The sequence below is a fragment of the Streptomyces sp. NBC_01257 genome, from assembly GCF_035917255.1.
Taxonomy (GTDB): Bacteria; Actinomycetota; Actinomycetes; order Streptomycetales; family Streptomycetaceae; genus Streptomyces.
The window spans coordinates 2528066-2552054 of sequence record NZ_CP108472.1 but is presented as its reverse complement, the minus strand read 5'-3'; the positions used below and the strand labels follow the sequence as shown (position 1 = coordinate 2552054).

Genomic DNA, 23989 nt, shown 5'->3' with positions numbered 1-23989 from the left:
GGGTTACCTGACGCCCATGGCAGGCTGAGGGCCCTTGGCCGTGCCGAGACCGGGCCCGGCCGGAGCGCTCCGGAAGGCACCCCGTGGACCAAATGGCACTGCTGCTCCTGCTGCTCCTGGGAGCCGTGGTCACCGTGCCACTCGGCGAACGGCTCGGCCTTCCCGCACCGGTGCTGATGACCCTCGCCGGGGTCGGGATGGCCTTCCTCAGCTTCGTGCCGAACGTGGACATCCCGCCGGAGATCATTCTTCCCGCGCTGCTCCCGCCGCTGCTCTACGCCTCCGTGCAGCGCACCTCCTGGCGGCAGTTCACCGCCAACAAGCGCCCGATCTTCCTGCTGGCCGTCGCCCTCGTCTTCCTGACGACGGCGGCCGTGGCCGCGGTGGCCAACGCGATCGTTCCCGGGCTGCCGCTCGCCGCCGCCGTCGCACTCGGCGCGCTCGTCGCCCCGCCCGACCCGGTCGCGGCCACCGCCGTCGCGGGATCGGTCGGACTGCCCCGCCGCCTCGTCTCCATCCTGGAGGGCGAGGGCCTGTTCAACGACGTCACCGCGATCGTGCTCTACCACGTGGCCATCGCCGCGGCGGTGAGCGGCACCTTCTCGCTGCCCGAGGCGTTCGGACTGCTGATCCTGTCCGCGGTCGTCGCCGTCGCGGTGGGCGTCGCGCTCGGCTGGCTCACCATCAAACTCATGGGCCTGCTCGGCGACGCCACCCTCCAGGTCGGCCTGACCCTGCTGGTGCCGTTCGTCAGCTACGTGCTCGCCGAGGAGCTGATGGGCTCCGGCGTGCTCGCCGTCCTGACCACCGCGCTCTTCCTCGCCGAGTACACCGCCGACGCCGACGACGTGCTCGGCCGGCTCACCGGCCGCACGTTCTGGGAGATCGTCGACACCCTCGTCACCGGTGTCGCCTTCGGGCTGATCGGCCTCGAACTGCACAACGTCTTCGGGACGGCCGACGGCCGCAGGCTGGAGATGACCGGCTGGGGCCTGGCCGTCGTCGCCGTCGTCGTCGGCGTCCGGCTGCTCTATCTCCTCCCCGCGACCTGGCTGGCCAAGCGGCTGCACACCCGCCGCGACGTCAGCGAGGAGATCCCCACCGGCTGGCGGGAGACCGTCGTCATGTGGTGGGCGGGGATGCGCGGGGTGGCCTCGGTCGCGCTGGCACTCGCGATCCCGCTGAAGACGGACGACGGGAAGCCGTTCCCCGGCCGTGACGAGATCGTCTTCATCGCCTTCTCCGTGATCATGGTCACGCTGGTCTTCCAGGGCCTGACCCTGCCGTGGCTGGTGCGCAAGCTGAGGGTGAAGGCGGACACCGACGCCGAGGAGGCGCTGGAGCGGGACCTCGCGATCCGGGCCGCCAAGGCGGCCAAGCAGCGGCTCAAGGAGATCCAGGAGGTCGAGGAGTTCCCCGAGGACGTCGTGGAACGCCTCCAGCGACTGGCCTACGACGTCGGGGCGCGGATCAGTCCCGACATGGTCGACGACGAGCGGCGCGAGGCGTACGCCCAGCGCGCCGAGCGGTTCAAGGCGGTCAGCCGCATCCAGCGCGAGATGATGTCGGCCGCCCGCCACGCGGTGCTCTCCGCGCGCAGCGAGGCGGGCGCGGACCCCGAGGTCGTCGACCGGGTGCTGCGGCAGCTGGACGTACGCAGCCTGCGCTGACCCGCCCCCGCGCGGAAGGTCAGCCGCGTCCGGTACGCGGCGCCCGGCCCCAGCCCGCGGGCTTCTCGTCCGTGCCGTGCACGGCCGGCCACGCGTCACCGGGCGGCAGCGCCGCGGGGGCCGTGGCGATCCGCGGCAGCGCGTAGGGATGGTGGTCGCGCAGCCAGCCGATCAGCTGCTCCCGGACCGCGCAGCGCACCGTCCAGATGTCGTCCGCGTCCTTCGCCGTGACCACCGCGCGCACCTGGATCGTGGAGGGTGTGGTGTCGGTGACCGCCAGCGACCAGTCCCGGCCGTCCCACGCCGCGCACTCGCCCAGGATGTCCCGCAGCTGCTCGCGCATCGCGGCGACGGGCGCCGCGTGGTCGAGGTGGAAGAAGACCGAGCCGGTCATCTGGGCCCCGCCGCGCGACCAGTTCTCGAAGGGCTTGCTGGTGAAGTACGAGACCGGCATCGTGATCCGCCGCTCGTCCCAGGTCCGCACCGCGAGGAAGGTCAGGGTGATCTCCTCGATCGTGCCCCACTCCCCGTCCACCACCACCGTGTCGCCGATCCGCACCATGTCGCCGAAGGCGATCTGCAGGCCGGCGAAGAGATTGCCGAGCGTGGACTGGGCGGCGACACCGGCGACGATGCCGAGGACACCGGCCGAGGCCAGCATCGAGGTGCCGACCGTCTGCATGGCGGGGAACGTCAGCAGCATCGCGGCGACCGCCACGGTCGTCACGATCGCGATGACCACCCGCTGGATCAGCGTCACCTGGGTCCGGACCCGCCGCACCCGTGCCGGGTCCCGGGTGTTCGCCGCGTAGCGGGCGTACACCGAGTCCACCACCGCGACGGCGATCCGCACCACCAGCCAGGCCGACGCCCCGATCAGCACCAGGGTCAGCACCTGGCCGATGCCCGTCCGGTGCTCGCGGACCATGTCGAGCCGGGTGTGGGGGTAGGTGGCCCGCAGCAGCGCCGCGCCCAGCGTCAGCTGGAACGGGAGCCGGCAGCGCCGCAGCAGGCCCCACAACGGCGTCTCGTGGTGCCGGCCGTCGGCGCGCCTGAGCAGCAGGTCGAGCAGCCAGCCCGCCACCAGCGTGATCACGGCGGTGCCGCCGAGGACGATCAGCGGTCGCAGTACGTTCTCCATGCTGTCGCTCTCCATGCTCTCGACCGTAACTGGCACCATGGGCCTCATGAACATCATGCTTTTCCACTCGACGTACGGACTGCGCCCCGCGGTGCATGCGGCCGCCGACCGGCTGCGCGCCGCCGGGCATGAGGTGCACGTGCCCGATCTCTTCGACGGGCACACCTTCGAAACCATCGAGGACGGGCTGGCCTTCAAGGAGGAGACGGGCAAGGAGGAGCTGCTGAAGCGGGCCGTGCTGGCCGCGGCGCCCTACTCCGACCGCGGGCTGGTCTACGCGGGCTTCTCGCTGGGGGCTTCGGTCGCCCAGACGCTCGCGCTCGGCGACGCGAAGGCGCGGGGACTGCTGCTGTTCCACGGCACGTCGGACATCGCGGAGACCGCCTCGGTGGACGAGCTGCCCGTGCAGCTGCACGTCGCCGACCCGGACCCGTTCGAGACGCACGACTGGCTGAACTCCTGGTACCTGCAGATGCAGCGGACCGGTGCCGATGTCGAGGTCTACCGCTACCCGGGCGCGGGTCACCTGTTCACCGACGCCGAACTGCCCGACTTCGACCAGGCGTCGGCGGAGCTGGCCTGGAAGGTCGCGATCGGCTTCCTCGCCACGCTGTGAGCGTGCGAGGGGCCCCGCGCACACAACGGTGCGCGGGGCCCCTCGGTCCGTGCGGAAGGGAGCGGAAGGGATCAGCCGCGGTACGCGGTCCAGCTGTCGCTCATCCGCTGCACCTGGCCCGGGGTGAACTGGTACATGCAGGAGTCGTAGGTGTAGTCCATGAAGTTGTGGATCGGGTCCACACCGGTGCCGGTGCAGGTGTTGCGCCCGGTCGGGCACTCGAACGCGGCGCTCTTCTCCGCGGGGGTGTCGGAGACGTAGTCGCCGCTGCCGCCGCAGCCGCCCTGGAAGGTGTGGTAGAGCCCCATCCAGTGGCCGACCTCGTGCGTCGCGGTGTCGCCCTCGTCGTAGTTGGCGGCCGAACCGCCCGGCAGCGAGGCGTCCAGGATGACCACGCCGTCCATGGACGGGCTGGAGCTGTAGGAGCTCGGGAACGTCGCCCAGCCGAGCAGCCCGCCGCCGAGGTTGGCGGTGTAGACGTTGAGCGCGTTCTTGCCGCCCTTGCGCAGGGCCGTCTTCATCGACCTCTCGGCCGACGAGCCCGAGGAGACGTTGTACCAGGACGCGTTGTCCGTGTAGTCGGTGCCGGCCAGCGAGAACTGGAAGCCGGTGGGGGTGTTGCCGGTGCCCTGGCCGCTGTACGCGGCGTTCAGCACGCTCATCTGGCTGCTGATGTCGGCGGCGGTGAGCTTGCCCGTGCTGCCGGAGTGGATGACGTGGAAGTAGACGGGGACGGTCGCACCGGCGGCGAGCGCGGCGCCGGGGATCCGGCGCTCGGTGAGTCTCTGCTTCATCTGCCGGTCGATGGCGGCGGCCTGGGCGGTGGTCAGCTCGTTGGGGTCCGAGGCGTGCTCCGGGCCCGTGGGGCGGGACTCGCGGGCGGTGGCGCCGGCCGGGGCGTCCGCGCAGGCCTCGGCGGACAGAGACGTGGCAGTGGCCTTCCCGGACGCGGCGGTGGCACCGGAGGGGACGGTGAGGGGGGCCAGGGCCAGGGTTCCGGCCAGGACGGCGGTGCCGATCGCGTGGTGACGCAGACGCGGAGAAATGCGAGCGAGAGTGCGCACAGGGACTCCTAGCGGATGTGTGGGGGAGGGATTTCCTCACCCGCCGCCGGGGAGATTACGTGGGCATGTCATATGTGGGCGAGGGTCGATCCGGCCCAATCATTCATGGTGCAAACCGGTGCAACGGGAAGAAATTCTGCTGTCCGCTCCGGAGTTTGGGAGACGGACGTCATCTACCGGGTTCATCCGGAGACCGGTGTGTCCCCATTGGATCCGTGCGGAACGCCACCCGACACAGGGCCGTCATCCACCGTCAACACGGCCCGGCGTGGCCGGATCCGGACGGGCCGGGCGGGCCGCGGACGCGAACGGGCGGGTGAACCCGGTGGGTTCACCCGCCCGTTCCGCGCGGAGCCGGGCGGCTGTCAGCCCTTCAGCGCGGCGGTGATCGCGCTGTTGAAGTCCGCCACCGTCATCGGGGCGTTCTTCTTGTCCGAGCCGGTCAGCGTCTTGCCGTCCATCTTCAGGGTCGGGGTGCCCTCGACGCCGCTCTTGTCGAAGGTCGCGGACATCTTCATCGCCCAGGAGTCGTACGTACCGTCCTTGACGTCCTTCTGGAAGGCGGCGTTGCCCTTGAGCGCGTCCACCGTGTCGGCGACCTTGATCAGGTACGAGTCGTCCTTGAACTTGTCGTCCGTCTCCTCGGGGTGGTACTTCGTGGAGTAGAGCGCGTACTTGTAGTCGAGGAACGCCTCGGGGCTCACGTTCAGCGCGGCGCCCAGGGCGCTCAGCGCGTTCTTCGAGCCCTCACCGTTGGCCGAGTTGGCGCCGTCGATGAACGTGGCACCGATGTACTTGATCTTGTACTTGCCTGCGTCGACGTCCTTGTGGACCGTCTCGCCGACCGTCTGCTCGAACGAGGCGCAGACCGGGCAGCGGGAGTCCTCGTACAGCTCCAGGGTCTTCTTGGCGGTCGACTTGCCGACCACGACGGTCGTGCCGTTCGTGCCCGAGGTGTTCTTCGGGGCGGTGACGTTCTTGGCGTCCTTGGCCTCGTCCCAGTGGTCGGGCTCGTTCAGCTTCATCACGCCGTAACCGACGCCGGCGGCGATCGCGAGGACGGCGACGACGGAGACGCCGACGACGACCTGCCGGCGGGTCTTGTCCTTCTTCGCCTGGCGCTCGCGCTCGGCGCGCAGCCGCTCGCGGGCGGCGGACTTGTTGGCCTGGCTGTTGCGCTTGCTCATGGTGGGTTCTCCGTGGGGTGCGTGGTCGTACGTCGTCAGGGACTCGCGTGCTCAGGCGGTGGCACAGGCCCGGCTCGGCGGTCCCCTCCGCCCCACGGAGTGCACGAGGAGGCGCGCGTGGACGAGGAGGTGCGGGCCGTGGCCCGCGGTGCGGATCTCGCGGCCCGCGGTGCGGCGGGCCGTTCCCGCGACGGCGACCGCGATCAGCAGCGGCCGGAACGCCAGCAGGGCGAACGCGCCCAGCAGGCCCGCGAGCGCCAGCTCGCCGCGGTGCAGCCAGGCGGCGGCGAGCAGCCCGACCGACACATGGGCGGCCAGCAGCAGCCAGGGGACCAGCGGGCCGGGGGAGGCCAGCAGGGCGGCGGCGCCGTGGCCGCCCGCGGTCACCGAGGCCAGCGGGGTGCCCACCTCGCCGACACCGCCGAGCCGCGACGCGCCCGCTCCGACATCACCGCCCCCGCACAGCACGTCGACACCGACCGAGCGCAGGGGACCCGCGATCGGCCCGCCCGCAGCGCCGTAACAGAGGTGCTGTCCGGTGGTGAAGACCGTGTCCGCGGCCAGCTCCAGCGGGACCAGCAGCCCCGCGATCGCCCCGAAGCCGCGCTCCCGGCCGGCCAGCGCGTACGCCACGGCGAAGACGGCGCCCGCCAGCACGGCGACCAGGGTCAGCGGCAGCGGGACCCGGGAGAGCAGCACATGGGACGCAGCGGAGAGCGTCACGACGAGCGCTGTGAAAAGCGCCGCGCGCACCACTCTGAGCTGCGTCCCGGATATGTCCATCGTCGAGGAGTGTCGCATGCGAACCTGTAGGCGAGCCCTAAGGGCCGCTTCGTCTGTGGGAAGGCTTACAGCCCAGGGATCCGGCCGTTGCGGAAGAGGTCCACGAAGATCTGGTGGTCCGCCCTCGCCCGGGCCCCGTAACTGTGGGCGAAGTCCACCAGCAGGTCCGCGAAGCCCTCCTCGTCCGCCGCGATCGCCGCGTCGATCGCCCGCTCGGTGGAGAACGGCACCAGCGAGTGGCCGCTCTCGTCGTCCGCCGCCGAGTGCATCGTCGCCGTCGCCCGGCCGAGGTCGGCGACGACCGCCGCGATCTCCTCGGGCTCGTCGATGTCGGACCAGTCCAGATCCACCGCGTACGGCGACACCTCGGCGACCAGCTGGCCGGCGCCGTCCAGCTCGGTCCAGCCGAGCCACGGGTCGGCGTGCGCCTGCAGCGCCCGCTGCGAGATCACCGTGCGGTGGCCCTCGTGCTGGAAGTAGTCGCGCACGGCGGCGTCCGTGATGTGCCGGGAGACCGCCGGGGTCTGCGCCTGCTTGAGGTAGATCACCACATCGTTCTCCAGGGCGTCGCTGTTGCCCTCCAGAAGGATGTTGTACGAGGGCAGCCCGGCCGATCCGATGCCGATCCCGCGCCGGCCGACGACGTCCTTGACCCGGTAGGAGTCGGGGCGGGTCAGGCTCGACTCCGGCAGCGTCTCCAGATAGCCGTCGAACGCGGCCAGGACCTTGTAGCGCGTCGCCGCGTCCAGGTCGATCGCGCCGCCGCCGTCCGCGAAGCGGCGCTCGAAGTCACGGATCACGGTCATCGAGTCCAGCAGCGAGAACCGGGTCATCGAGCGGGCGGCCCGCAGCGCGCCCAGCAGCGGGCCGTCGGCGGTGTCCAGCGTGAAGGGCGGCACCTCGTCGTTCTTCGCGCCCGTCGCCAGGGCGTGGATCCGCTCGCGGTAGGCCGCCGCGAAGATCCGGACGAGCTCGGTGATCTGGTCATCACCCAGCGCCTTCGCGTACCCGATCAGGGCGACCGAGGCGGCGAACCGCTTGAGGTCCCAGGTGAACGGGCCCACATAGGCCTCGTCGAAGTCGTTCACGTTGAAGACCAGCCGGCCGTTGGCGTCCATGTACGTGCCGAAGTTCTCCGCGTGCAGATCGCCGTGGATCCACACCCGGCCGGTGCGCTCGTCGAGATACGGGCCGCCGTGCCGCTCCCGCTCCAGGTCGTTGTAGAACAGGCAGGCCGTGCCCCGGTAGAAGGCGAAGGACGAGCCCGCCATCTTCCGGAACTTCACCCGGAAGGCAGCCGGATCGGCGGCCAGCAGCTCACCGAAAGCGGTGTCGAAGACCTCGAGGATCTGCTCCCCGCGCTGCGCTGCGCCGGTCTGCGTGTCCGACATCTCTGGGTGCCTCCTGGTACCTGGCCTGCATGACGACGTACATGACAAAAGGGACGGGTGTCCCCGCTCTTCCAACGCGCGACCGTATCGCGGAGTGCCCGTCACTCGTGACCCGGGAGACGTAGACTTCCACGCTGTCCCCCCAGCCGACATCCGCAGTTCCCCGGAGGCACAGCGCCGTGACCAAGCCGCCTTTCACGCACCTTCACGTCCACACCCAGTACTCGCTGCTGGACGGTGCCGCGCGGCTCAAGGACATGTTCGAGGCGTGCAACGAGATGGGCATGTCCCATATCGCGATGACCGACCACGGCAACCTGCACGGCGCGTACGACTTCTTCCACTCGGCCGCCAAGGCCAATGTGACGCCCATCATCGGGATCGAGGCGTACGTCGCCCCGGAGTCGCGCAAGCACAAGCGGAAGATCCAGTGGGGCCAGCCGCACCAGAAGCGCGACGACGTCTCCGGTTCGGGCGGTTACACCCACAAGACGATCTGGGCGTCGAACGCCAAGGGGCTGCACAACCTCTTCAAGCTGTCCTCCGACGCCTACGCCGAGGGCTGGCTGCAGAAGTGGCCGCGCATGGACAAGGAGACCATCTCCCAGTGGTCCGAGGGCCTGATCGCGTCCACCGGCTGCCCCTCCGGAGAGGTGCAGACCAGGCTGCGGCTCGGACAGTTCGACGAGGCCGTCCAGGCGGCCTCCGACTACAAGGACATCTTCGGCGAGGGCAAGTACTTCCTGGAGCTGATGGACCACGGCATCGAGATCGAGCGCCGGGTCCGTGACGGGCTCCTCGAAATCGGCAAGAAGCTGGACATCCCGCCGCTCGTGACGAACGACTCGCACTACACCTACGCCAGCGAGGCGACCGCCCACGACGCGCTGCTCTGCATCCAGACCGGCAAGAACCTCTCCGACCCGGACCGCTTCCGCTTCGACGGCACCGGCTACTACCTCAAGACGACGGACGAGATGTACGCCGTCGACTCCTCGGACGCCTGGCAGGAGGGCTGCGCCAACACCCTGCTGGTCGCGCAGCAGATCGACACCACCGGGATGTTCGAGAAGCGCGACCTGATGCCGAAGTTCGACATCCCCGAGGGCTTCACGGAGATCACCTGGTTCCAGGAGGAGGTCCGGGTCGGGATGAACCGCCGCTTCCCCGGCGGGGTCCCCGAGGACCGGCAGAAGCAGGTCGAGTACGAGATGGACATCATCATCCAGATGGGGTTCCCGGGGTACTTCCTGGTCGTCGCCGACTTCATCATGTGGGCCAAGAACAACGGCATCGCGGTCGGCCCCGGCCGAGGCTCCGCCGCCGGTTCGATCGTGTCGTACGCGATGGGCATCACCGACCTCGACCCGATCGAGCACGGGCTGATCTTCGAGCGGTTCCTCAACCCCGAGCGCGTCTCCATGCCCGACGTCGACATCGACTTCGACGAGCGCAGGCGCGTCGAGGTGATCCGGTACGTGACCGAGAAGTACGGCGCCGACAAGGTCGCCATGATCGGCACCTACGGCAAGATCAAGGCCAAGAACGCGATCAAGGACTCCGCCCGCGTCCTCGGCTACCCCTACGCCATGGGCGACCGGCTCACCAAGGCCATGCCCGCCGACGTCCTCGGCAAGGGCATCGACCTCAACGGCATCACCGACCCCAAGCACCCGCGCTACAGCGAGGCCGGCGAGATCCGGGGGATGTACGAGAACGAGCCGGACGTCCAGAAGGTCATCGACACCGCCAAGGGCGTCGAGGGCCTGGTCCGGCAGATGGGCGTGCACGCCGCAGGCGTCATCATGTCCAGCGAGCCGATCGTCGACCACGCGCCGATCTGGGTGCGGCACACCGACGGCGTGACGATCACACAGTGGGACTACCCCCAGTGCGAGTCGCTCGGCCTGCTCAAGATGGACTTCCTGGGCCTGCGCAACCTGACGATCATGGACGACGCCATCAAGATGGTGAAGGCCAACAAGGGCATCGACCTGGAGATGCTGTCGCTGCCGCTGGACGACCCCAAGACGTACGAACTGCTCTGCCGGGGCGACACGCTCGGGGTGTTCCAGTTCGACGGCGGGCCGATGCGCTCCCTGCTGCGCCAGATGCAGCCCGACAACTTCGAGGACATCTCCGCCGTCTCGGCCCTGTACCGGCCGGGCCCGATGGGCATGAACTCGCACACGAACTACGCCGAGCGCAAGAACGCCCGCCAGGAGATCACTCCGATCCACCCGGAGCTGGAGGAGCCGCTCAAGGAGGTCCTCGGCCTCACCTACGGCCTGATCGTGTACCAGGAGCAGGTGCAGAAGGCCGCCCAGATCGTCGCCGGGTACTCGCTCGGCGAGGCCGACATCCTGCGCCGAGTGATGGGCAAGAAGAAGGCCGACGAGCTGGCGAAGAACTTCGTCCTCTTCGAGGCGGGCGCCAAGAAGAACGGCTTCTCCGACGCCGCGATCAAGGCGCTGTGGGACGTGCTGGTCCCGTTCGCCGGGTACGCCTTCAACAAGGCGCACTCCTCCGCGTACGGCCTGGTCACCTACTGGACCGGATACCTGAAGGCGAACTACCCCGCCGAGTACATGGCGGCGCTGCTCACCTCGGTCAAGGACGACAAGGACAAGTCCGCGGTCTACCTCAACGAGTGCCGCCGCATGGGCATCAAGGTGCTCCCGCCGAACGTCAACGAGTCCGAGTCGAACTTCGCCGCCCAGGGCGACGACGTCATCCTGTTCGGGCTGACGGCCATCCGTAACGTCGGCCAGAACGTCGTCGACTCGATCATCCGGTGCCGCAAGGCGAAGGGGAAGTACAGCACCTTCCCCGACTTCCTCGACAAGGTCGAGGCGGTCGTCTGCAACAAGCGGACCGTGGAATCGCTCATCAAGGCCGGTGCCTTCGACGAGATGGGCCACACCCGCAAGGGCCTCGTCGCCCACCACGAGCCCATGATCGACAACGTGGTGCAGGTCAAGCGCAAGGAGGCCGAGGGGCAGTTCGACCTCTTCGGCGGCGGCGAGGAGGACAGCGACGAGCCGGGCTTCGGGCTCGACGTGGAGTTCTCCGACATCGAGTGGGAGAAGTCCTACCTGCTGGCCCAGGAGCGCGAGATGCTCGGGCTCTACGTCTCCGACCACCCGCTCTTCGGCATCGAGCACGTGCTGAGCGACAAGTCCGACGCGGCGATCTCGCAGCTCACCGGCGGCGAGCACAGCGACGGCGCGATCGTCACCATCGGCGGCATCATCTCCGGCCTCCAGCGCAAGATGACCAAGCAGGGCAACGCCTGGGCCATCGCCACCGTCGAGGACCTGGCCGGCTCGATCGAGTGCATGTTCTTCCCCGCCACCTACCAGCTGGTCTCCACCCAGCTCGTCGAGGACACCGTCGTCTTCGTCAAGGGACGCCTCGACAAGCGCGAGGACGTGCCCCGCCTCGTCGCCATGGAGATGCAGGTCCCCGACATCTCGAACGCGGGCACCAACGCCCCCGTGGTGCTGACCATCCCCACGGTCAAGATCACCCCGCCCATGGTCAGCCGGCTCGGCGAGGTGCTCAGCAGCCACCGCGGCGACACCGAGGTACGGATCAGGCTCCAGGGCCCCCGCAAGACCACGGTGCTCCGGCTCGACCGGCACCGGGTGAAGGCCGACCCGGCGCTCTTCGGAGACCTGAAGGTGCTGCTCGGCCCGTCCTGCCTGGCCGGCTGAGCGGCCGTCCGCACACGCACGAGAGGGGCGCCCCGCGAAAGCGGGTGCGCCCCTCTCGGCTACCGGCCTGTGGCCGTACCGGAGAAGTCCGGTCAGTTGTGGCCGAAGCGCCGCTGATGCTTACGCGCAACATCGGCAGGGCTGCCCTGGGACTGCGCCTGGGGCTGGTTCTGCGACTCGAAAGCCGTCGACCGCGCCTCCTGCGCACCGCGCTCCGACTCGGAAGCGCGGTCCTGCTGGCTGCCCTGCTTGCGGTTCTTGTTCTTGGCCATGGTGTTCCTCCTAGGGGGACTCTCGGGGCCAGGACCGCTGTCAGATTCACATAACCGGATAAACATCGCATGTTGGATCATTACCGTGCGTAGCGAGGAGGTATCATGCGCGCTTTTCCGGATCCGCCACGCCGATGATCGAGTTCCGGCCGTTAACCCCGGCGTGGTCGGGCAGACTCGAAGGAAACCCTGAGTAAGCGGGTCGACCCATGACCGGACCCGCCGGACCGTTCCCGAATTCCTGGAAGAGGGTGGAACGCGTGGACCGTTGCGTCGTCCTGGTGGACGCCGGCTACCTGCTGGGCGCAGCCGCGAGCCTGCTGGCCGGAGAGCCCGCCCGTTCCCGCATCACCGTCGACCACGCGGCCCTGATCCAGGGACTGCGCGAGCGCGCCGAGGCCGATACGGAACAGCCCCTGCTGCGGATCTACTGGTTCGACGGCGCCCCCGACCGCGTACCGCAGCCCGAGCACCGCCGGCTGCGCGTCATGCCGCGGGTGACGGTACGGCTGGGCGCCCTCACCCGCAGTGACGGGCGCTGGGCGCAGAAGGGTGTCGACGCGGCGATGCACGCCGAGCTCACCGAGCTCGCCAGGAACCGGGCCTGCTCGGACGTCGTCCTGGTGACCGGCGACGGCGATCTGCTGCCCGGCCTGATGTCCGCCAAGGAACACGGCGTCGCCGTCCACCTCTGGGCCGTCCAGGCCGCCGACGGCGACTACAACCAGTCCGAGGACCTGGTCGCCGAGGCCGACGAGCGGCGGGTGCTGGACCGGGCCTGGATCACCCGGGCGGTACAGGCCAAGGAGACCGGCGGCCCGTGCGCGCCGCCGCCCGCCCCGCGCAACCCCGAGATCGCCGCGATCCTCTCCGCACCGCTGCCCGAGGCGGCCCTCGCGGCCTCCGCCGAGCGGGCCTCGGAGGCCCAGGCGCAGGCCGAGGCCGTCCGCAACGGCACGTCCGCCCCGCCCGACGAGGCCACCGGACACGCCGCGAACGGCCACGGCGGCAGGGGTGTCCCGACCCCGAAGGACCTCGCGGGCACGCTGCGCGGCCCCGGCGCCCAGCCGGCCGCCCAGCACCCCGCCCACCCCGCCGCGCCGCCCGCCGCGGGTGCGACCCTGCGCTGGTCGTCCGACCGGGGCTGGGTGGAGCGCGGCGGTCCCCTGGGCGAGCCTCCGGAGACCGCGTCCCTGCCGACGCTCGCCCAGCTCACCAGCGCCGAACAGCGCTGGGCGGACCGGGAGGAGGACATCACCACGGTCGGCGGCGACCCCTTCGAGGTGGGGCAGGTCTTCGCCCGGCGCTGGATGGAGCGGCTGCCGGAGACCGTCCACCTGCAGAAGCTGTCCACCATGTACCCCCGCATCCCGCACCGCATCGACGGCGAACTTCTGCGCTACGCCGCCCGATTCGGCCTGCTCGCCCACAAGGACGACCAGATCGACGAGCACGACCGCTACGCGATCCGGGCGGGATTCTGGCGCGAGATCGACGTACGGGCGGCGGCGGAGCACACCCCGCCGGGCGCCGCCGAACGGCCCGCCGCGGAGAAGCCCGGCACCGGGAAGCAGGAGAAAGCGGCGGCGTCCGGGGACTGAGGCCGCATCGGGACCCGGGGGGCTCAACCCGGCCCGCGATTGCCGCGTTGATGTCCGATCGGTGCGGCCCCGGGCGTAATGCGGGTGCCCGGACCCCGTACCCTCGTACCTCGTGAGCACGGGCACAGCACAGGCGCAGGCGGCGAACGGCACTGTGTGCGCGGTGCGTGATCTGGTCAAGACCTACCCCGCGGCCCGGGGCCGGCGCGGCACGCCCGCGACTCCCGAGGTGCGCGCCACCGACGGCATCAGCCTGGACGTCCGGCGCGGTGAGATCTTCGGACTGCTCGGCCCCAACGGCGCCGGGAAATCCACCCTCGTGCGCCAGCTCACCGGGCTGATGCGGCCCGACTCCGGCAGCGTCGACATGCTGGGCCACGACCTCGTGCGCCACCCCGAGCGGGCCTCCCGGCTGATCGGCTACCTCGGCCAGGAGTCGACCGCGCTCGACGAGCTCACCGTCTCCCTCGCCGCCGAGACCACCGGGCGGCTGCGCGGTCTGCCGGTACGCGAGGCCCGCGCCGAACGCGACGCCGTACTCGACGAACTCGGCCTCGGCGAGATCGCCGGCCGTCCGCTGAAGAAGCTCTCCGGCGGGCAGCGACGGCTCGCCTGTGTCGCGGCCGCGCTGGTCGGGGAGCGGCCGGTGCTCATCCTCGACGAGCCGACGACCGGGATGGATCCCGTCGCCCGGCGCGCCGTCTGGGCGGCCGTCGACCGCAGGCGCGCCGAGCGCGGCGCGACGGTGCTGCTGGTCACCCACAACGTCATCGAGGCCGAGACCGTCCTCGACCGGGTCGCCGTGATCGAACGCGGCAGGGTCATCGCCTGCGACACCCCGTCCGGGCTCAAGGAGCGGGTCGCGGGCGAGGTCCGGGTGGAGCTGGTGTGGCGCGAGCGGGCGCCGCTGGACGTCCCCGAGGTGGCCGCGCTGCGGGCGTCCGCGCAGGAGTCCGGGCGCCGCTGGGTGCTGCGGCTCGGGCCGGACGAGGCACGGGCCGCGGTCGCCGCGGTGACCGGCGGCGCGGCCTTCGCCGCGCTCGACGACTTCACCCTGGCGACGCCCAGCCTGGAGGATGTCTACCTGGCGCTCGGCGGGGACGCGACCAAGGGGCTGGTGAAGGCATGAGCGTCATGAGCGGGATCAGTGCGGGGGCCGACGCGGCCGAGACGGACCGGCGCGGGTGCACGGCCGGACAGGGACCGAACAGGAGCAGCGCCAGGTGACGAGCATCGTTCCTGCGGAAGCGGTGTCCGGGCAGGCCGGGCCCGCCGGGACAACCGTGTCCCGTGGGCCGTCCGGCCCGGCCGGTGACGTCCGCGACGGGCAGGGCGGCCCGGTGGCCGCGCCCCTCGCGCCGCGGGCCCGGCTGTTCCCCTCGCTCGCCGCGGTCTACCGCGCCCAGCTGTCCCGGGCCAGGGTCGCCCGCATCCCGCTGCTCTTCGTGGCGACCTTCCAGTCCATCGGGATCATGGTCCTGATGCGCGGGGTCGTGGACGGGGGTTCCGAGGCGCGGGCCGTCGTCGCCGGGTCCACCGTCCTGGTCGTCGCCTTCGTCGCGCTGAACCTGCTCGCCCAGTACTTCGGGCAGCTGCGGGCGGGCGGCGGGCTCGACCACTACGCCACCCTGCCGGTGCCGCCCGCCGCGGTCGTGCTCGGGGCGGCCGGGGCGTACGCCTCCTTCACGGTGCCCGGCACGATCGTCACGGCCGTGACGGGCAGTGTGCTGTTCGGGCTGCCGATGACCCATCTGTGGGTGCTCGTCGCGGTGATCCCGCTCTCCGGGGCGGCCCTCTCCGGACTCGGCGCCGCTCTCGGGCTGCTCGCGCCGCGGCAGGAGCTCGCGACCCTCCTGGGGCAGCTCGGCATGTCCGCGGCGCTGCTGCTGGGCGTGCTCCCGGCGGCCCGGCTGCCGGAGCCGATCGGCTGGGCCCGTGACCTGCTGCCGTCCACGTACGGCGTGGAGGCGCTCTCCCGGTCCTTCGACGCCCACCCCGACTGGGCCGTCGTCGCCCTCGACCTCGCCGTCTGCGCCGGCGTGGGCGTCCTCTCGCTGGCCGTGGCGACCTGGGCGTACCGCAGGGCAGCGGTCCGGTGAGGCGCGCCACAGGGACGCCTGGCACGATGGCACGGTGACAGCACCTCTGACGCCGCCGCACCAGCCCTCGCCCCACGAGCCGTGGCAGAAGCCGCCGAAGGGCGGCAGCCCCACGGGTTCGCACCCCGGAGTCCTGCTGCAGTCGCCGCAGGAGCGGGAACTCCGCACGGAACTGCGCAGGGCGGCGCTGATCGCTGTCGCCGTGACGGTCGCCGGTGTGGCGCTCGGACTGCTCTGGCTGTGGCTGGCACCGAGGGTGCCGCTGGTCTCCGACGACACGGCCGTCTTCCTCAGCGACAGCGAGGGCGAGGAGGCGATCGGTGCCGACGGTACGTTCGTGCTCCTCGCGCTGGCCTTCGGCGCGGTGTCCGCTGCGCTGGTCTTCTGGTTCAACCGGCGGGGCGGCATCGCGATCGTCGCCGGGCTCGCGGTGGGCGGTGTGCTCGGCTCGGTCCTGGCGTGGCAGCTGGGCACCCGGCTGGGGCCGACCGACGACGTGGTCGCCCACGCGCGTGAGGTGGGCAAGGGCGTGATCTTCGACGCACCGCTCGAACTGCATGCGAAGGGGGCGCTGCTGGCGTTCTCGCTGGCGGCGATGGCCGTGCATCTGGGGTTGACGGCGATGTTCGGGCCGCGGGATCCGGAGCCGGAGTGGGGGGTGTACCACGCGCCTGTGGCCGCGCCGTCCGGGGACGCGCCCGCGCCGTCGCCGTCGTCCTCGCCCGAGTCGGGGCCGCCCGCTCCGCCGACGGGGGCGTGAGCGGGGCCGCTGCGCGGGGCTCGTCCCCTACCCGTAACCGGGGCTCCGACCCGGGCCCCGGTCCTCAATCGCCGGACGGGCCGGGTTTTCGGGCTGGTCCGGCTCCTGATCCACCGGTCCTCAACGGAACGGTGCCGCCGTGAACGGCTACGCGCGGCCGATCGGGGCGAAGGTTGCGTCCGTCAGGGCGGCCAGGTCCGTGGGGGACAGTTCCACCTCCAGGCCGCGGCGGCCCGCCGATACGCAGATGGTGGGGTGGGACCGCGCCGACGCGTCCAGGACCGTGGGGAGGCGCTTGCGCTGGCCCAGGGGGGAGATGCCGCCCCGGACGTAGCCCGTGGTGCGCTCCGCCGCCGCCGGGTCCGCCATCGTGGCCCGCTTGCCGCCGGCCGCCGCGGCCAGGGCCTTGAGGTCCAGGGAGCCCGCGACCGGGACGACGGCGACCGTCAGGTGGCCGTCCACGTCGGCGACCAGGGTCTTGAACACCCGGTCGGGGGAGACGCCCAGGGCCTCGGCCGCCTCCTCGCCGTAGGAGGCCGACGCCGGGTCGTGCTCGTACGCGTGCACGGTGAAGGCGGTGCCCGCCGCCGTCAGTGCGACCGTCGCGGGCGTGCCTCCCGTCTGGGACTGCTTCTTCGTCTTCTTCGCCACGGCGCGGCGGCCCTCCGGTCGCTCAGTTGGGGTGGGTCGGGGCGCGGGTCAGCTCCACCGCGGGCAGCGACGGGAGATGACGGATGACGGCGGTCTCGGCACGCAGGATCGTCAGCTCCTCGCGGAGCCGGGTCGCGGTGTCCGGGGCCTGGAGCAGGCGCTGCTTGGCCGGGATGTCCAGGACCGCGGCGGCGGCGACCAGGTAGGAGACGACCGACGGGTCGTCGGGCAGGTCCGCCCCCGTCGTCAGGGAGCGCTCGCTCGCGCCCGCCAGCCGCTTCTGGTAGCTGCGGAAGGCCCGCAGGACGCCCTCGGCGAGTGCGCCCGCCTCCTCGCCCGGCTCCTCCTCCAGCTCTTCGAGCTCGGCCGTGAGGTACGGGCCGCTCGAGTCGACGGAGAGGAGCTTGACGCGGGTGGTGCCGGTCGCCAGGACCTCGAAGCTGCCGTCCGAACGCTCCCGGATCTTCGCCGCGTCGGCGACGCAGCCCACCCGGTGGAACGTCTGGAGGGGGTCGGGGCCGAAGCCGTCCGCCGGGCCGCGCTCGACCGGGGTGGTCACCGCGTCCGGCATGCCCGCGGCGGTCGGCGCGGTCTCCCGGCCGTCGCGGACGGCGACCACGGCGAAGCGGCGCGGCTCGTCCTCATCGGTCTTCAGCAGCTCGCGCATCATGGCGCGATAACGCTCCTCGAAGACGTTCAGCGGCAGCACGAGGCCGGGAAACAGCACCGCGTTCAGCGGGAACAGAGGCAGGCGAGCGGTGGTCACAACGGTCAAGCGTAATGGCCGTGGGGCCGTCCTCGGTCGGCCCGGTGGCCGAGCGGCGTCCCGGCGGCCACCCGGAGCCGTGCTCCGTCCCGTGCGTCGAGGAATCTGCCGAGCGGATCGTCGGACACCGACGCCCACGGGAAGGACGCCGCATGGGGTCCGATCTGCCGGAACTGTTCCAGCGCCTCGTCCCAGCGGCCCCGCGCCACCAGCACGTACGCGAGCAGATTGCGCACCTCGGCCGGCCACGGATCGCCCGGGGCGAAGGCGGCGGACAGCGAGACGGCCAGATCCGCCGCGCGGTCGATGCGCTCCTCCTGCACCGAGGTGCTCCGGGTCCCCGGCCCCGCGGTCAGCACCGCGAACGCGGCCCGCAGCGGCAGCGCCTGCACCAGGGAGCTGGGCAGCGAGTCCTCGGCGGCCTGCTCGGCGAAGTCGAAGCACTCGCGGTGCGAGCCGTACCAGGCGGCGGAGAGGTACTGGAGGGCCGCCACATGGCAGCCGTAGTGGTGCGTGGAGCGTTGCAGGGCCTGTTCCCACAGCGTCTCGAACGTGGTGTGCGTGGCATGGGTGCCGCGGGCGTGGTCCAGCGCGAGGCGCCAGGGCACCGGATCGCGCGGATCGCCCTCCGCCGCCGCCGTGATCATCGGCCCGACCGCGCGCAGCTGCTCGGCCCGGGCGGGCGACTCCCAGGCCCGTTCGACGGCGAGCTGGGCCTTGACGAGGGTGGCGTCGGGATCGTGCGGGGCGGCGGCCAGCCAGCTGCGCAGCCAGCCGTCCCGGTTGCGGGCGAAGGCGACGAGCCGGTTCAGATAGCGGTCGCGGCTCTCCCACTCGGCGGCGTCCCGGGTGGTGGCCAACAGCTTGGCGGCCGGTTCGTACTCCCCGAGGGCCGCGGCCACCAGCGCGGGCGAGAGCCGCTCGTCGGGGGCGTCGAGCATCACCGCATGATCGGCGGGCAACCCGTAGGACAGCTCCGGGGTGTGCCGGATCATGCGCGCCGTACGTAGCAGAGCGCGGAGGAAAGGCATGGTGCAGACCATTGAAAAGCGCTGGTCCGGGGTGGCGCCAGAGGGGCGCTGTGAAGCTTTGGTGCCGAGTGGATGGGTTGCGCTGGAGACGGCCAAGAGAGAGTAAAGGAAATCGTGGAATCTGGCCTGTTCCTGTCGCTCCCGGGGTAGAGGTGCGGCGGTGTGACGGTTGTTCGGTACCGGTGCCCGCGGGGTTCGTCCGGCGCCGTCCGGCCCGTGGGCGTCAGGGGGCGTGGTCCGGATGACCCGCCGGTCGGCGGGCCGCCCGGGATCAGCCGCGCCGCAGCATCCGTGAGGCGCCGGCCGCGACGGTGGTGGCCAGTATCCATCCCAGCAGGACCAGGGCGGCCGCGGCCCACTGCCAGCCGCCCTCCAGCCGCCAGTAGCCGTCCTGGCCGAGATTGATCACCGGCACCAGCAGATCCAGCGCGTACAGCGCCGGATTCCACTCGGGGTGCTCGGCGCCCGTGATCGACGCCGGCTCGTACCGCGAGAACCCCACCGCACCCGCCGCCCACAGCACCGCCATCCACACCGCGGCCCGACCCGGCCGGTAGCCGTACGCCACCGTCCAGTCCTGGAGGAAGCCCCAGAGCTTCGCCGCGGGCGGCAGCGTCTCGCGGCGCCGCCGCTGCTTGGCGAGCAGCACCTCACGGGCGTCCGCGTCCTCCCCGCTGCTGCGGAGCACGGCGGCGAGCCGTTCGTACGGCTCCGGCACGTACTCGGGGGTCGCCGCGGCCACCCACTCCAGCCGGCGGGAGAGCGGGAAGTGCCCGTACGGGACGAGGTTCTCGTACACGAACCCGCCCATCGCCAGACCGCCCGGGCCCGGCCAGCTGGTCGAGACGTCGATCAGGGTGACGATCTTCGCGCCGTTGAGCACCACCCGGCCCTGTGCCGGGCGTTCCGGATTGAAGCGCAGTTCCGGGGCGACTATCCGGCGCAGCGACAGCTCCTCGTGGCCGGCCAGCACGAAGACCGCCTTGTGCAGGTCCACCGCGTCGCCGAACCGCCCGTCGTCCAGCCGCACCCCGCCCCGGCACCGGAAGACCTGCGCGCGGGTGCCGCGGGCCGGGGTCGGGGAGTTGACGATGCCGTACGGGGGAGTGGTGCCCTGGTTCCCGGTGTCGACGCTGACCCACGCCTCGCTCATGTACAGCGTCCGCTCCACGCTCAGCTGCGGGGCGTTCAGCGCGCGGCGTCCCTGTGTCCCCCGGAGCCGGCTGCCGCGCAGGCTCAGCGAACCGCCGACCTTCGCCCCGCGCAGGCTCAGCTCGCCGAGCGTCTCGATCATCTCGGCCTGGAGGTCCTGGGCGACCGTGAGCCCGTCACCGAGGAGCGCCCGGCCCTGCCGGTCGGAGCCGAGGTCGATCTGGTTGATCAGCAGGTCCGTGCCGATCTGGGCGTCCGTGAGCCGGACCCCGCGTTCGATCCGGCACCGCGGCAGATGCAGATCGCCCTCGGTGCGCAGCCGCGCCGCCTCCAGCCGCGGCACCGCGCACCCCACCATCCGCAACGTCGTGAAGTGGCACTCGGGCAGCAGCACCTCCTCGTCGAAGCGGCAGCCGGTCAGCTCCACGTACGGATCGACGCGCCCGCCGGCGAGATCCAGCTTCCCCGTGATCCGCAGCCCCCGGAGCTTCAGCGCGGCCACCCGGCCGGGCCGGGGCGGCGGACCGCTCAGCAGCAGCCGGGCCATCACCCGGGCCTCGACGCTGCGTTCCGGGCCCCAGGCGTACGGGGCGAAGGGGTCGTCGCGCGCCCCGTCGAGGGCGCGCAGGTCGTAGGTGGTGCCTGTCCGGAAGGACTGCCACATGCCCAGCTCTGCCGGGCTGAGGCCGTCCGGAAATTCCCCGTCGTGCGGTTCGGTCACCGACGCTCCTTCCGCTCGGAGCCGTAATCCCTTTATTCCCTCTGAGTGACGGTGTGAACGCTGATAGTCAGCCGTGACACCGGGGACATGTATCAGCCAGTGATACGGGCGTCCGGGCGCCGGAGGCGGTCTGCGAGAATTGCGGTGTGATCTCTCGAATCGATCTGCGCGGCGATGCCCTCCCCGAGGGCGGCGCCCTGCGCGACCTGCTGCCCCGTGCCGAGTTCGACGTGGAAGCCGCCCTGGAGACGGTGCGGCCCATCTGCGAGGACGTACGCCATCGTGGCTCAGCGGCAGTGATCGACTGGGGGGAGAGGCTCGACGGGGTGCGGCTGGACTCGGTCCGGGTCCCGGCCGGCGCGATCACCGACGCCCTGACGACGCTCGACCCCGCCGTGCGCGCCGCCCTCGAGGAGTCGATCCGCCGCGCCCGGCTCGTCCACCGCGAGCAGCGCCGCACCACGCACACCACCCAGGTCGTCCCCGGCGGCACCGTCACCGAGAAGTGGCTGCCGGTCGAGCGCGTCGGGCTGTACGTGCCGGGCGGGCGCTCGGTCTACCCGTCGTCCGTCGTGATGAACGTGGTCCCGGCGCAGGAGGCGGGGGTCGAGGGCATCGCCGTCGCGTCCCCGCCGCAGAAGGAGTTCGGCGGACTGCCGCACCCGACGATCCTGGCCGCCTGCGCGCTGCTCGGTGTCGACGAGGTGTACGCGGCCGGCGGCTCCCAGGCCGTCGCGATGTTCGCGTACGGCACCGAGGACTGCCTGCCGGTGAACCTCGTCACCGGCCCCGGCAACATCTACGTCGCCGCCGCCAAGCGTCTCCTGAAGGGCCGCATCGGCATCGACGCCGAGGCCGGCCCCACCGAGATCGCCATCCTCGCCGACGCCACCGCCGACCCGGTGCACGTCGCCGCCGACCTGATCAGCCAGGCCGAGCACGACCCGATGGCCGCCGCGGTGCTGGTCACCGACTCCGAGGAGCTCGCCGCCGCCACCGAGGCCGAGCTGAAGCCGCAGGTCGCCGCGACCAAGCACGTCACCGACCGGATCGAACCCGCGCTGGCCGGCCGGCAGTCCGCGATCGTCCTGGTCAACGACCTGGAGGACGGCCTCAAGGTCGTCGACGCGTACGCCGCCGAGCACCTGGAGATCCAGACCGCCGACGCCGCGGCCGTCGCCGGCCGGGTCCGTAACGCCGGCGCGATCTTCGTCGGCCCCTGGTCGCCCGTCTCCCTCGGCGACTACTGCGCCGGCTCCAACCACGTCCTGCCCACCGGCGGCTGCGCCTGCCACTCCTCGGGCCTGTCCGTGCAGTCCTTCCTACGCGGCATCCACATCGTCGACTACACGCGCGACGCGCTCGCCGAGGTCACCCACCACGTGGTGACCCTCGCCGAGGCGGAGGACCTCCCCGCCCACGGCGCCGCTCTCAAGGCCAGGTTCGGGTGGAAGGTTCCGCAGCAGTGACGAACAGCGACACCCCTCGCGGGAACACCCGCATCGACGACCTCCCCGTCCGCGACGAACTGCGCGGCCAGTCGCCGTACGGCGCCCCCCAGCTCGACGTACCGGTCCGGCTGAACACCAACGAGAACCCCTACCCGCTCCCCGAGGCGCTGGTCGACCGGATCGCCGAACGGGTCCGCGAGGCCGCCCGCGACCTCAACCGCTACCCCGACCGGGACGCCGTCGAGCTCCGCACCGAGCTCGCCCGCTACCTCACCCGCACCGCCGGGCACGAGGTCGGCCGCGCCAACGTGTGGGCGGCCAACGGCTCCAACGAGGTGCTCCAGCAACTGCTGCAGACCTTCGGCGGGCCGGGCCGTACCGCCATCGGCTTCGAGCCCTCCTACTCGATGCACGCCCTCATCGCCCGCGGCACCGGCACCGGCTGGATCTCCGGACCGCGCAACGAGGACTTCACCATCGACGTCGACGCGGCCCGCGCGGTCATCGCGCAGGAGCGCCCCGACGTCGTCTTCATCACCTCGCCCAACAACCCCACCGGCACCGCCGTGGACGCCGGGACCGTCCTCGCGCTGTACGACGCCGCGCAGGCCGCGGGCCCGTCGATGGTCGTGGTCGACGAGGCGTACGGCGAGTTCAGCCACCACGCCTCGCTGCTCCCGCTGATCGAGGGCCGCCCGCACCTGGTGCTCTCCCGCACCATGTCCAAGGCGTTCGGCGCCGCCGGGCTGCGGCTCGGCTACCTCGCCGCGGACCCGGCCGTCGTCGACGCCGTCCAGCTGGTGCGGCTGCCGTACCACCTGTCCTCGGTCACCCAGGCCACCGCGCTCGCCGCCCTGGAGCACACCGATACGCTCCTCGGGTACGTCGCGCAGCTCAAGGGCGAGCGCGACCGGATCGTCACCGAGCTGCGCGCTCTCGGCTTCGACGTCACCGACTCGGACGCCAACTTCGTCCAGTTCGGCCGCTTCGCCGACAGCCACACCGCCTGGCAGTACATCCTCGACCGGGGCGTCCTGGTCCGGGACAACGGCGTACCGGGACGGCTGCGGGTCTCCGCGGGGACCCCGGCAGAGAACGACGCGTTCCTCGATGCGGTACGCGAACTGAAGAAGGAGCACGACGCATGACTCGCGAGGCCCGCGTAGGAAGAGTGGAGCGGACCACCAAGGAAACCTCCGTGCTCGTCGAGATCAACCTCGACGGCAGCGGCAAGGTCGATGTCGCGACCGGGGTCGGGTTCTACGACCACATGCTCGACCAGCTGGGCCGCCACGGACTGTTCGACCTCACGGTCAAGACCGACGGCGACCTGCACATCGACTCGCACCACACCATCGAGGACACCGCCCTCGCGCTCGGCGCCGCCTTCAAGCAGGCCCTCGGCGACAAGGTCGGCATCTACCGCTTCGGCAACTGCACCGTCCCGCTGGACGAGTCGCTCGCCCAGGTCACCGTCGACCTCTCCGGCCGCCCCTACCTCGTGCACACCGAGCCCGAGAACATGGCGCCGATGATCGGCGAGTACGACACGACGATGACCCGGCACATCCTGGAGTCCTTCGTCGCCCAGGCACAGATCGCCCTGCACGTCCACGTCCCGTACGGGCGCAACGCGCACCACATCGTGGAGTGCCAGTTCAAGGCGCTCGCCCGGGCCCTGCGCTACGCCAGCGAGCACGACCCGCGCGCGGCCGGCATCCTCCCCTCCACGAAGGGCGCGCTGTGACCGGCCTCAACACCGTCCTGATCCTGGTCGGTCTCTTCCTGGCCGGCGGGGTCTACTCCTTCTCGAAGCAGGGGATGCCCAAGGGCGTCATCGTGCTGCTCTCGATCGCGTCCGTGATGTGCCTGGTGGCGGGCGTCATGCGGATCCAGGGACTCTGGGACTGAGGGGCG

Annotated in this window: 21 protein-coding genes; 11 read left to right on the top strand and 10 right to left on the bottom strand. The window is 71.4% G+C overall.

Annotated features, from left to right (window positions below):
* Nucleotides 1-83: 83 nt before the first annotated feature.
* A complete protein-coding gene (locus tag OG408_RS10735) occupies nucleotides 84-1670 on the top strand; it encodes a Na+/H+ antiporter (protein ID WP_326669551.1) in 1587 nt (528 codons plus the stop codon).
* A 19-nt stretch (nucleotides 1671-1689) separates the two neighbouring features.
* On the opposite strand, the gene OG408_RS10730 is transcribed toward OG408_RS10735, so the two are convergent.
* On the bottom strand, nucleotides 1690-2811 hold the full coding sequence (locus OG408_RS10730; RefSeq protein WP_266786090.1) for a mechanosensitive ion channel family protein: 1122 nt from the start codon (nucleotides 2809-2811) through the stop codon (nucleotides 1690-1692).
* 37 nt (nucleotides 2812-2848) lie between these two features.
* Between OG408_RS10730 and OG408_RS10725 the strand changes: the two genes are divergently transcribed.
* Entirely contained in the window at nucleotides 2849-3427 is a 579-nt protein-coding gene (locus OG408_RS10725) for a dienelactone hydrolase family protein (RefSeq protein ID WP_285565402.1), read from the top strand.
* A gap of 71 nt (nucleotides 3428-3498) precedes the next feature.
* On the opposite strand, the gene OG408_RS10720 is transcribed toward OG408_RS10725, so the two are convergent.
* From OG408_RS10720 to OG408_RS10705, 4 genes are all read right to left on the bottom strand, one after another.
* Entirely contained in the window at nucleotides 3499-4491 is a 993-nt protein-coding gene (locus OG408_RS10720) for a zinc metalloprotease (protein WP_266777700.1), read from the bottom strand.
* Between the two features lie 365 nt (nucleotides 4492-4856).
* Entirely contained in the window at nucleotides 4857-5678 is an 822-nt protein-coding gene (locus OG408_RS10715; protein WP_266777698.1) for a DsbA family protein, read from the bottom strand.
* Nucleotides 5679-5729: 51 nt separating this feature from the next.
* Entirely contained in the window at nucleotides 5730-6461 is a 732-nt protein-coding gene (locus OG408_RS10710) for a hypothetical protein (protein ID WP_266777696.1), read from the bottom strand.
* A 65-nt stretch (nucleotides 6462-6526) separates the two neighbouring features.
* Nucleotides 6527-7852: a DUF2252 domain-containing protein gene (locus OG408_RS10705; protein ID WP_266777694.1), complete on the bottom strand. Its 1326-nt coding sequence runs from the start codon at nucleotides 7850-7852 to the stop codon at nucleotides 6527-6529.
* 179 nt (nucleotides 7853-8031) lie between these two features.
* On the opposite strand from OG408_RS10705, the gene dnaE reads away from it, so the two are divergent.
* Nucleotides 8032-11568: a DNA polymerase III subunit alpha gene (gene dnaE, locus OG408_RS10700; RefSeq protein ID WP_285565332.1), complete on the top strand. Its 3537-nt coding sequence runs from the start codon at nucleotides 8032-8034 to the stop codon at nucleotides 11566-11568.
* Between the two features lie 92 nt (nucleotides 11569-11660).
* Here dnaE and OG408_RS10695 read toward each other — a convergent pair whose 3' ends face one another.
* Entirely contained in the window at nucleotides 11661-11840 is a 180-nt protein-coding gene (locus OG408_RS10695) for a hypothetical protein (protein WP_148017758.1), read from the bottom strand.
* A 251-nt stretch (nucleotides 11841-12091) separates the two neighbouring features.
* Between OG408_RS10695 and OG408_RS10690 the strand changes: the two genes are divergently transcribed.
* The 4 genes from OG408_RS10690 to OG408_RS10675 all read left to right on the top strand — a co-directional run bounded on the left by OG408_RS10690 (nucleotide 12092) and on the right by OG408_RS10675 (nucleotide 16300).
* Complete coding sequence (locus OG408_RS10690; protein ID WP_266786088.1) at nucleotides 12092-13441, top strand: NYN domain-containing protein; 1350 nt, start codon at nucleotides 12092-12094, stop codon at nucleotides 13439-13441.
* Nucleotides 13442-13595: 154 nt separating this feature from the next.
* Entirely contained in the window at nucleotides 13596-14570 is a 975-nt protein-coding gene (locus tag OG408_RS10685; RefSeq protein ID WP_266786087.1) for an ABC transporter ATP-binding protein, read from the top strand.
* 154 nt (nucleotides 14571-14724) lie between these two features.
* Nucleotides 14725-15540, top strand: a complete 816-nt coding sequence (locus tag OG408_RS10680; protein ID WP_405407033.1) for an ABC transporter permease — start codon at nucleotides 14725-14727, stop codon at nucleotides 15538-15540.
* Between the two features lie 34 nt (nucleotides 15541-15574).
* Entirely contained in the window at nucleotides 15575-16300 is a 726-nt protein-coding gene (locus OG408_RS10675; RefSeq protein WP_266777688.1) for an ABC transporter permease, read from the top strand.
* 147 nt (nucleotides 16301-16447) lie between these two features.
* Here OG408_RS10675 and ybaK read toward each other — a convergent pair whose 3' ends face one another.
* From ybaK to OG408_RS10655, 4 genes are all read right to left on the bottom strand, one after another.
* Nucleotides 16448-16951 carry a Cys-tRNA(Pro) deacylase gene (gene ybaK / locus OG408_RS10670; protein WP_266777686.1) on the bottom strand — a complete coding sequence of 168 codons (504 nt, stop codon included), beginning with the start codon at nucleotides 16949-16951 and terminating at the stop codon, nucleotides 16448-16450.
* Between the two features lie 22 nt (nucleotides 16952-16973).
* Nucleotides 16974-17717 carry an LON peptidase substrate-binding domain-containing protein gene (locus tag OG408_RS10665; protein WP_266777684.1) on the bottom strand — a complete coding sequence of 248 codons (744 nt, stop codon included), beginning with the start codon at nucleotides 17715-17717 and terminating at the stop codon, nucleotides 16974-16976.
* A 5-nt stretch (nucleotides 17718-17722) separates the two neighbouring features.
* Complete coding sequence (locus OG408_RS10660; RefSeq protein ID WP_266777682.1) at nucleotides 17723-18760, bottom strand: hypothetical protein; 1038 nt, start codon at nucleotides 18758-18760, stop codon at nucleotides 17723-17725.
* Between the two features lie 259 nt (nucleotides 18761-19019).
* On the bottom strand, nucleotides 19020-20621 hold the full coding sequence (locus OG408_RS10655) for an oxidoreductase (RefSeq protein ID WP_266777680.1): 1602 nt from the start codon (nucleotides 20619-20621) through the stop codon (nucleotides 19020-19022).
* A gap of 146 nt (nucleotides 20622-20767) precedes the next feature.
* On the opposite strand from OG408_RS10655, the gene hisD reads away from it, so the two are divergent.
* The 4 genes from hisD to OG408_RS10635 are packed head-to-tail and all read left to right on the top strand — an operon-like array spanning nucleotide 20768 to nucleotide 23983.
* Nucleotides 20768-22090 (top strand): histidinol dehydrogenase, encoded by a 1323-nt coding sequence (gene hisD, locus OG408_RS10650; RefSeq protein ID WP_266777678.1) that lies wholly within the window; start codon nucleotides 20768-20770, stop codon nucleotides 22088-22090.
* Complete coding sequence (locus tag OG408_RS10645) at nucleotides 22087-23220, top strand: histidinol-phosphate transaminase (RefSeq protein ID WP_266777676.1); 1134 nt, start codon at nucleotides 22087-22089, stop codon at nucleotides 23218-23220. Before hisD ends, OG408_RS10645 begins: the two co-directional genes overlap by 4 nt.
* Complete coding sequence (hisB, locus tag OG408_RS10640; protein WP_219570702.1) at nucleotides 23217-23819, top strand: imidazoleglycerol-phosphate dehydratase HisB; 603 nt, start codon at nucleotides 23217-23219, stop codon at nucleotides 23817-23819. The genes OG408_RS10645 and hisB overlap by 4 nt, the downstream gene beginning before the upstream one ends.
* Nucleotides 23816-23983 carry a hypothetical protein gene (locus tag OG408_RS10635; protein ID WP_266777672.1) on the top strand — a complete coding sequence of 56 codons (168 nt, stop codon included), beginning with the start codon at nucleotides 23816-23818 and terminating at the stop codon, nucleotides 23981-23983. The genes hisB and OG408_RS10635 overlap by 4 nt, the downstream gene beginning before the upstream one ends.
* Nucleotides 23984-23989 lie beyond the last annotated feature (6 nt).

What these genes read in the sequence shown, in the direction of transcription:
- hisB (WP_219570702.1), top strand. Translation starts at nt 23,217, where the DNA reads ATGACTCGCGAGGCCCGCGTAGGAAGAGTGGAGCGGACCACCAAGGAA.
- OG408_RS10660 (WP_266777682.1), bottom strand. Translation starts at nt 18,760, where the DNA reads ATGGTCTGCACCATGCCTTTCCTCCGCGCTCTGCTACGTACGGCGCGC.
- OG408_RS10695 (WP_148017758.1), bottom strand. Translation starts at nt 11,840, where the DNA reads ATGGCCAAGAACAAGAACCGCAAGCAGGGCAGCCAGCAGGACCGCGCT.
- OG408_RS10730 (WP_266786090.1), bottom strand. Translation starts at nt 2,811, where the DNA reads ATGGAGAACGTACTGCGACCGCTGATCGTCCTCGGCGGCACCGCCGTG.
- OG408_RS10715 (WP_266777698.1), bottom strand. Translation starts at nt 5,678, where the DNA reads ATGAGCAAGCGCAACAGCCAGGCCAACAAGTCCGCCGCCCGCGAGCGG.
- OG408_RS10710 (WP_266777696.1), bottom strand. Translation starts at nt 6,461, where the DNA reads ATGGACATATCCGGGACGCAGCTCAGAGTGGTGCGCGCGGCGCTTTTC.
- OG408_RS10705 (WP_266777694.1), bottom strand. Translation starts at nt 7,852, where the DNA reads ATGTCGGACACGCAGACCGGCGCAGCGCAGCGCGGGGAGCAGATCCTC.
- OG408_RS10725 (WP_285565402.1), top strand. Translation starts at nt 2,849, where the DNA reads ATGGGCCTCATGAACATCATGCTTTTCCACTCGACGTACGGACTGCGC.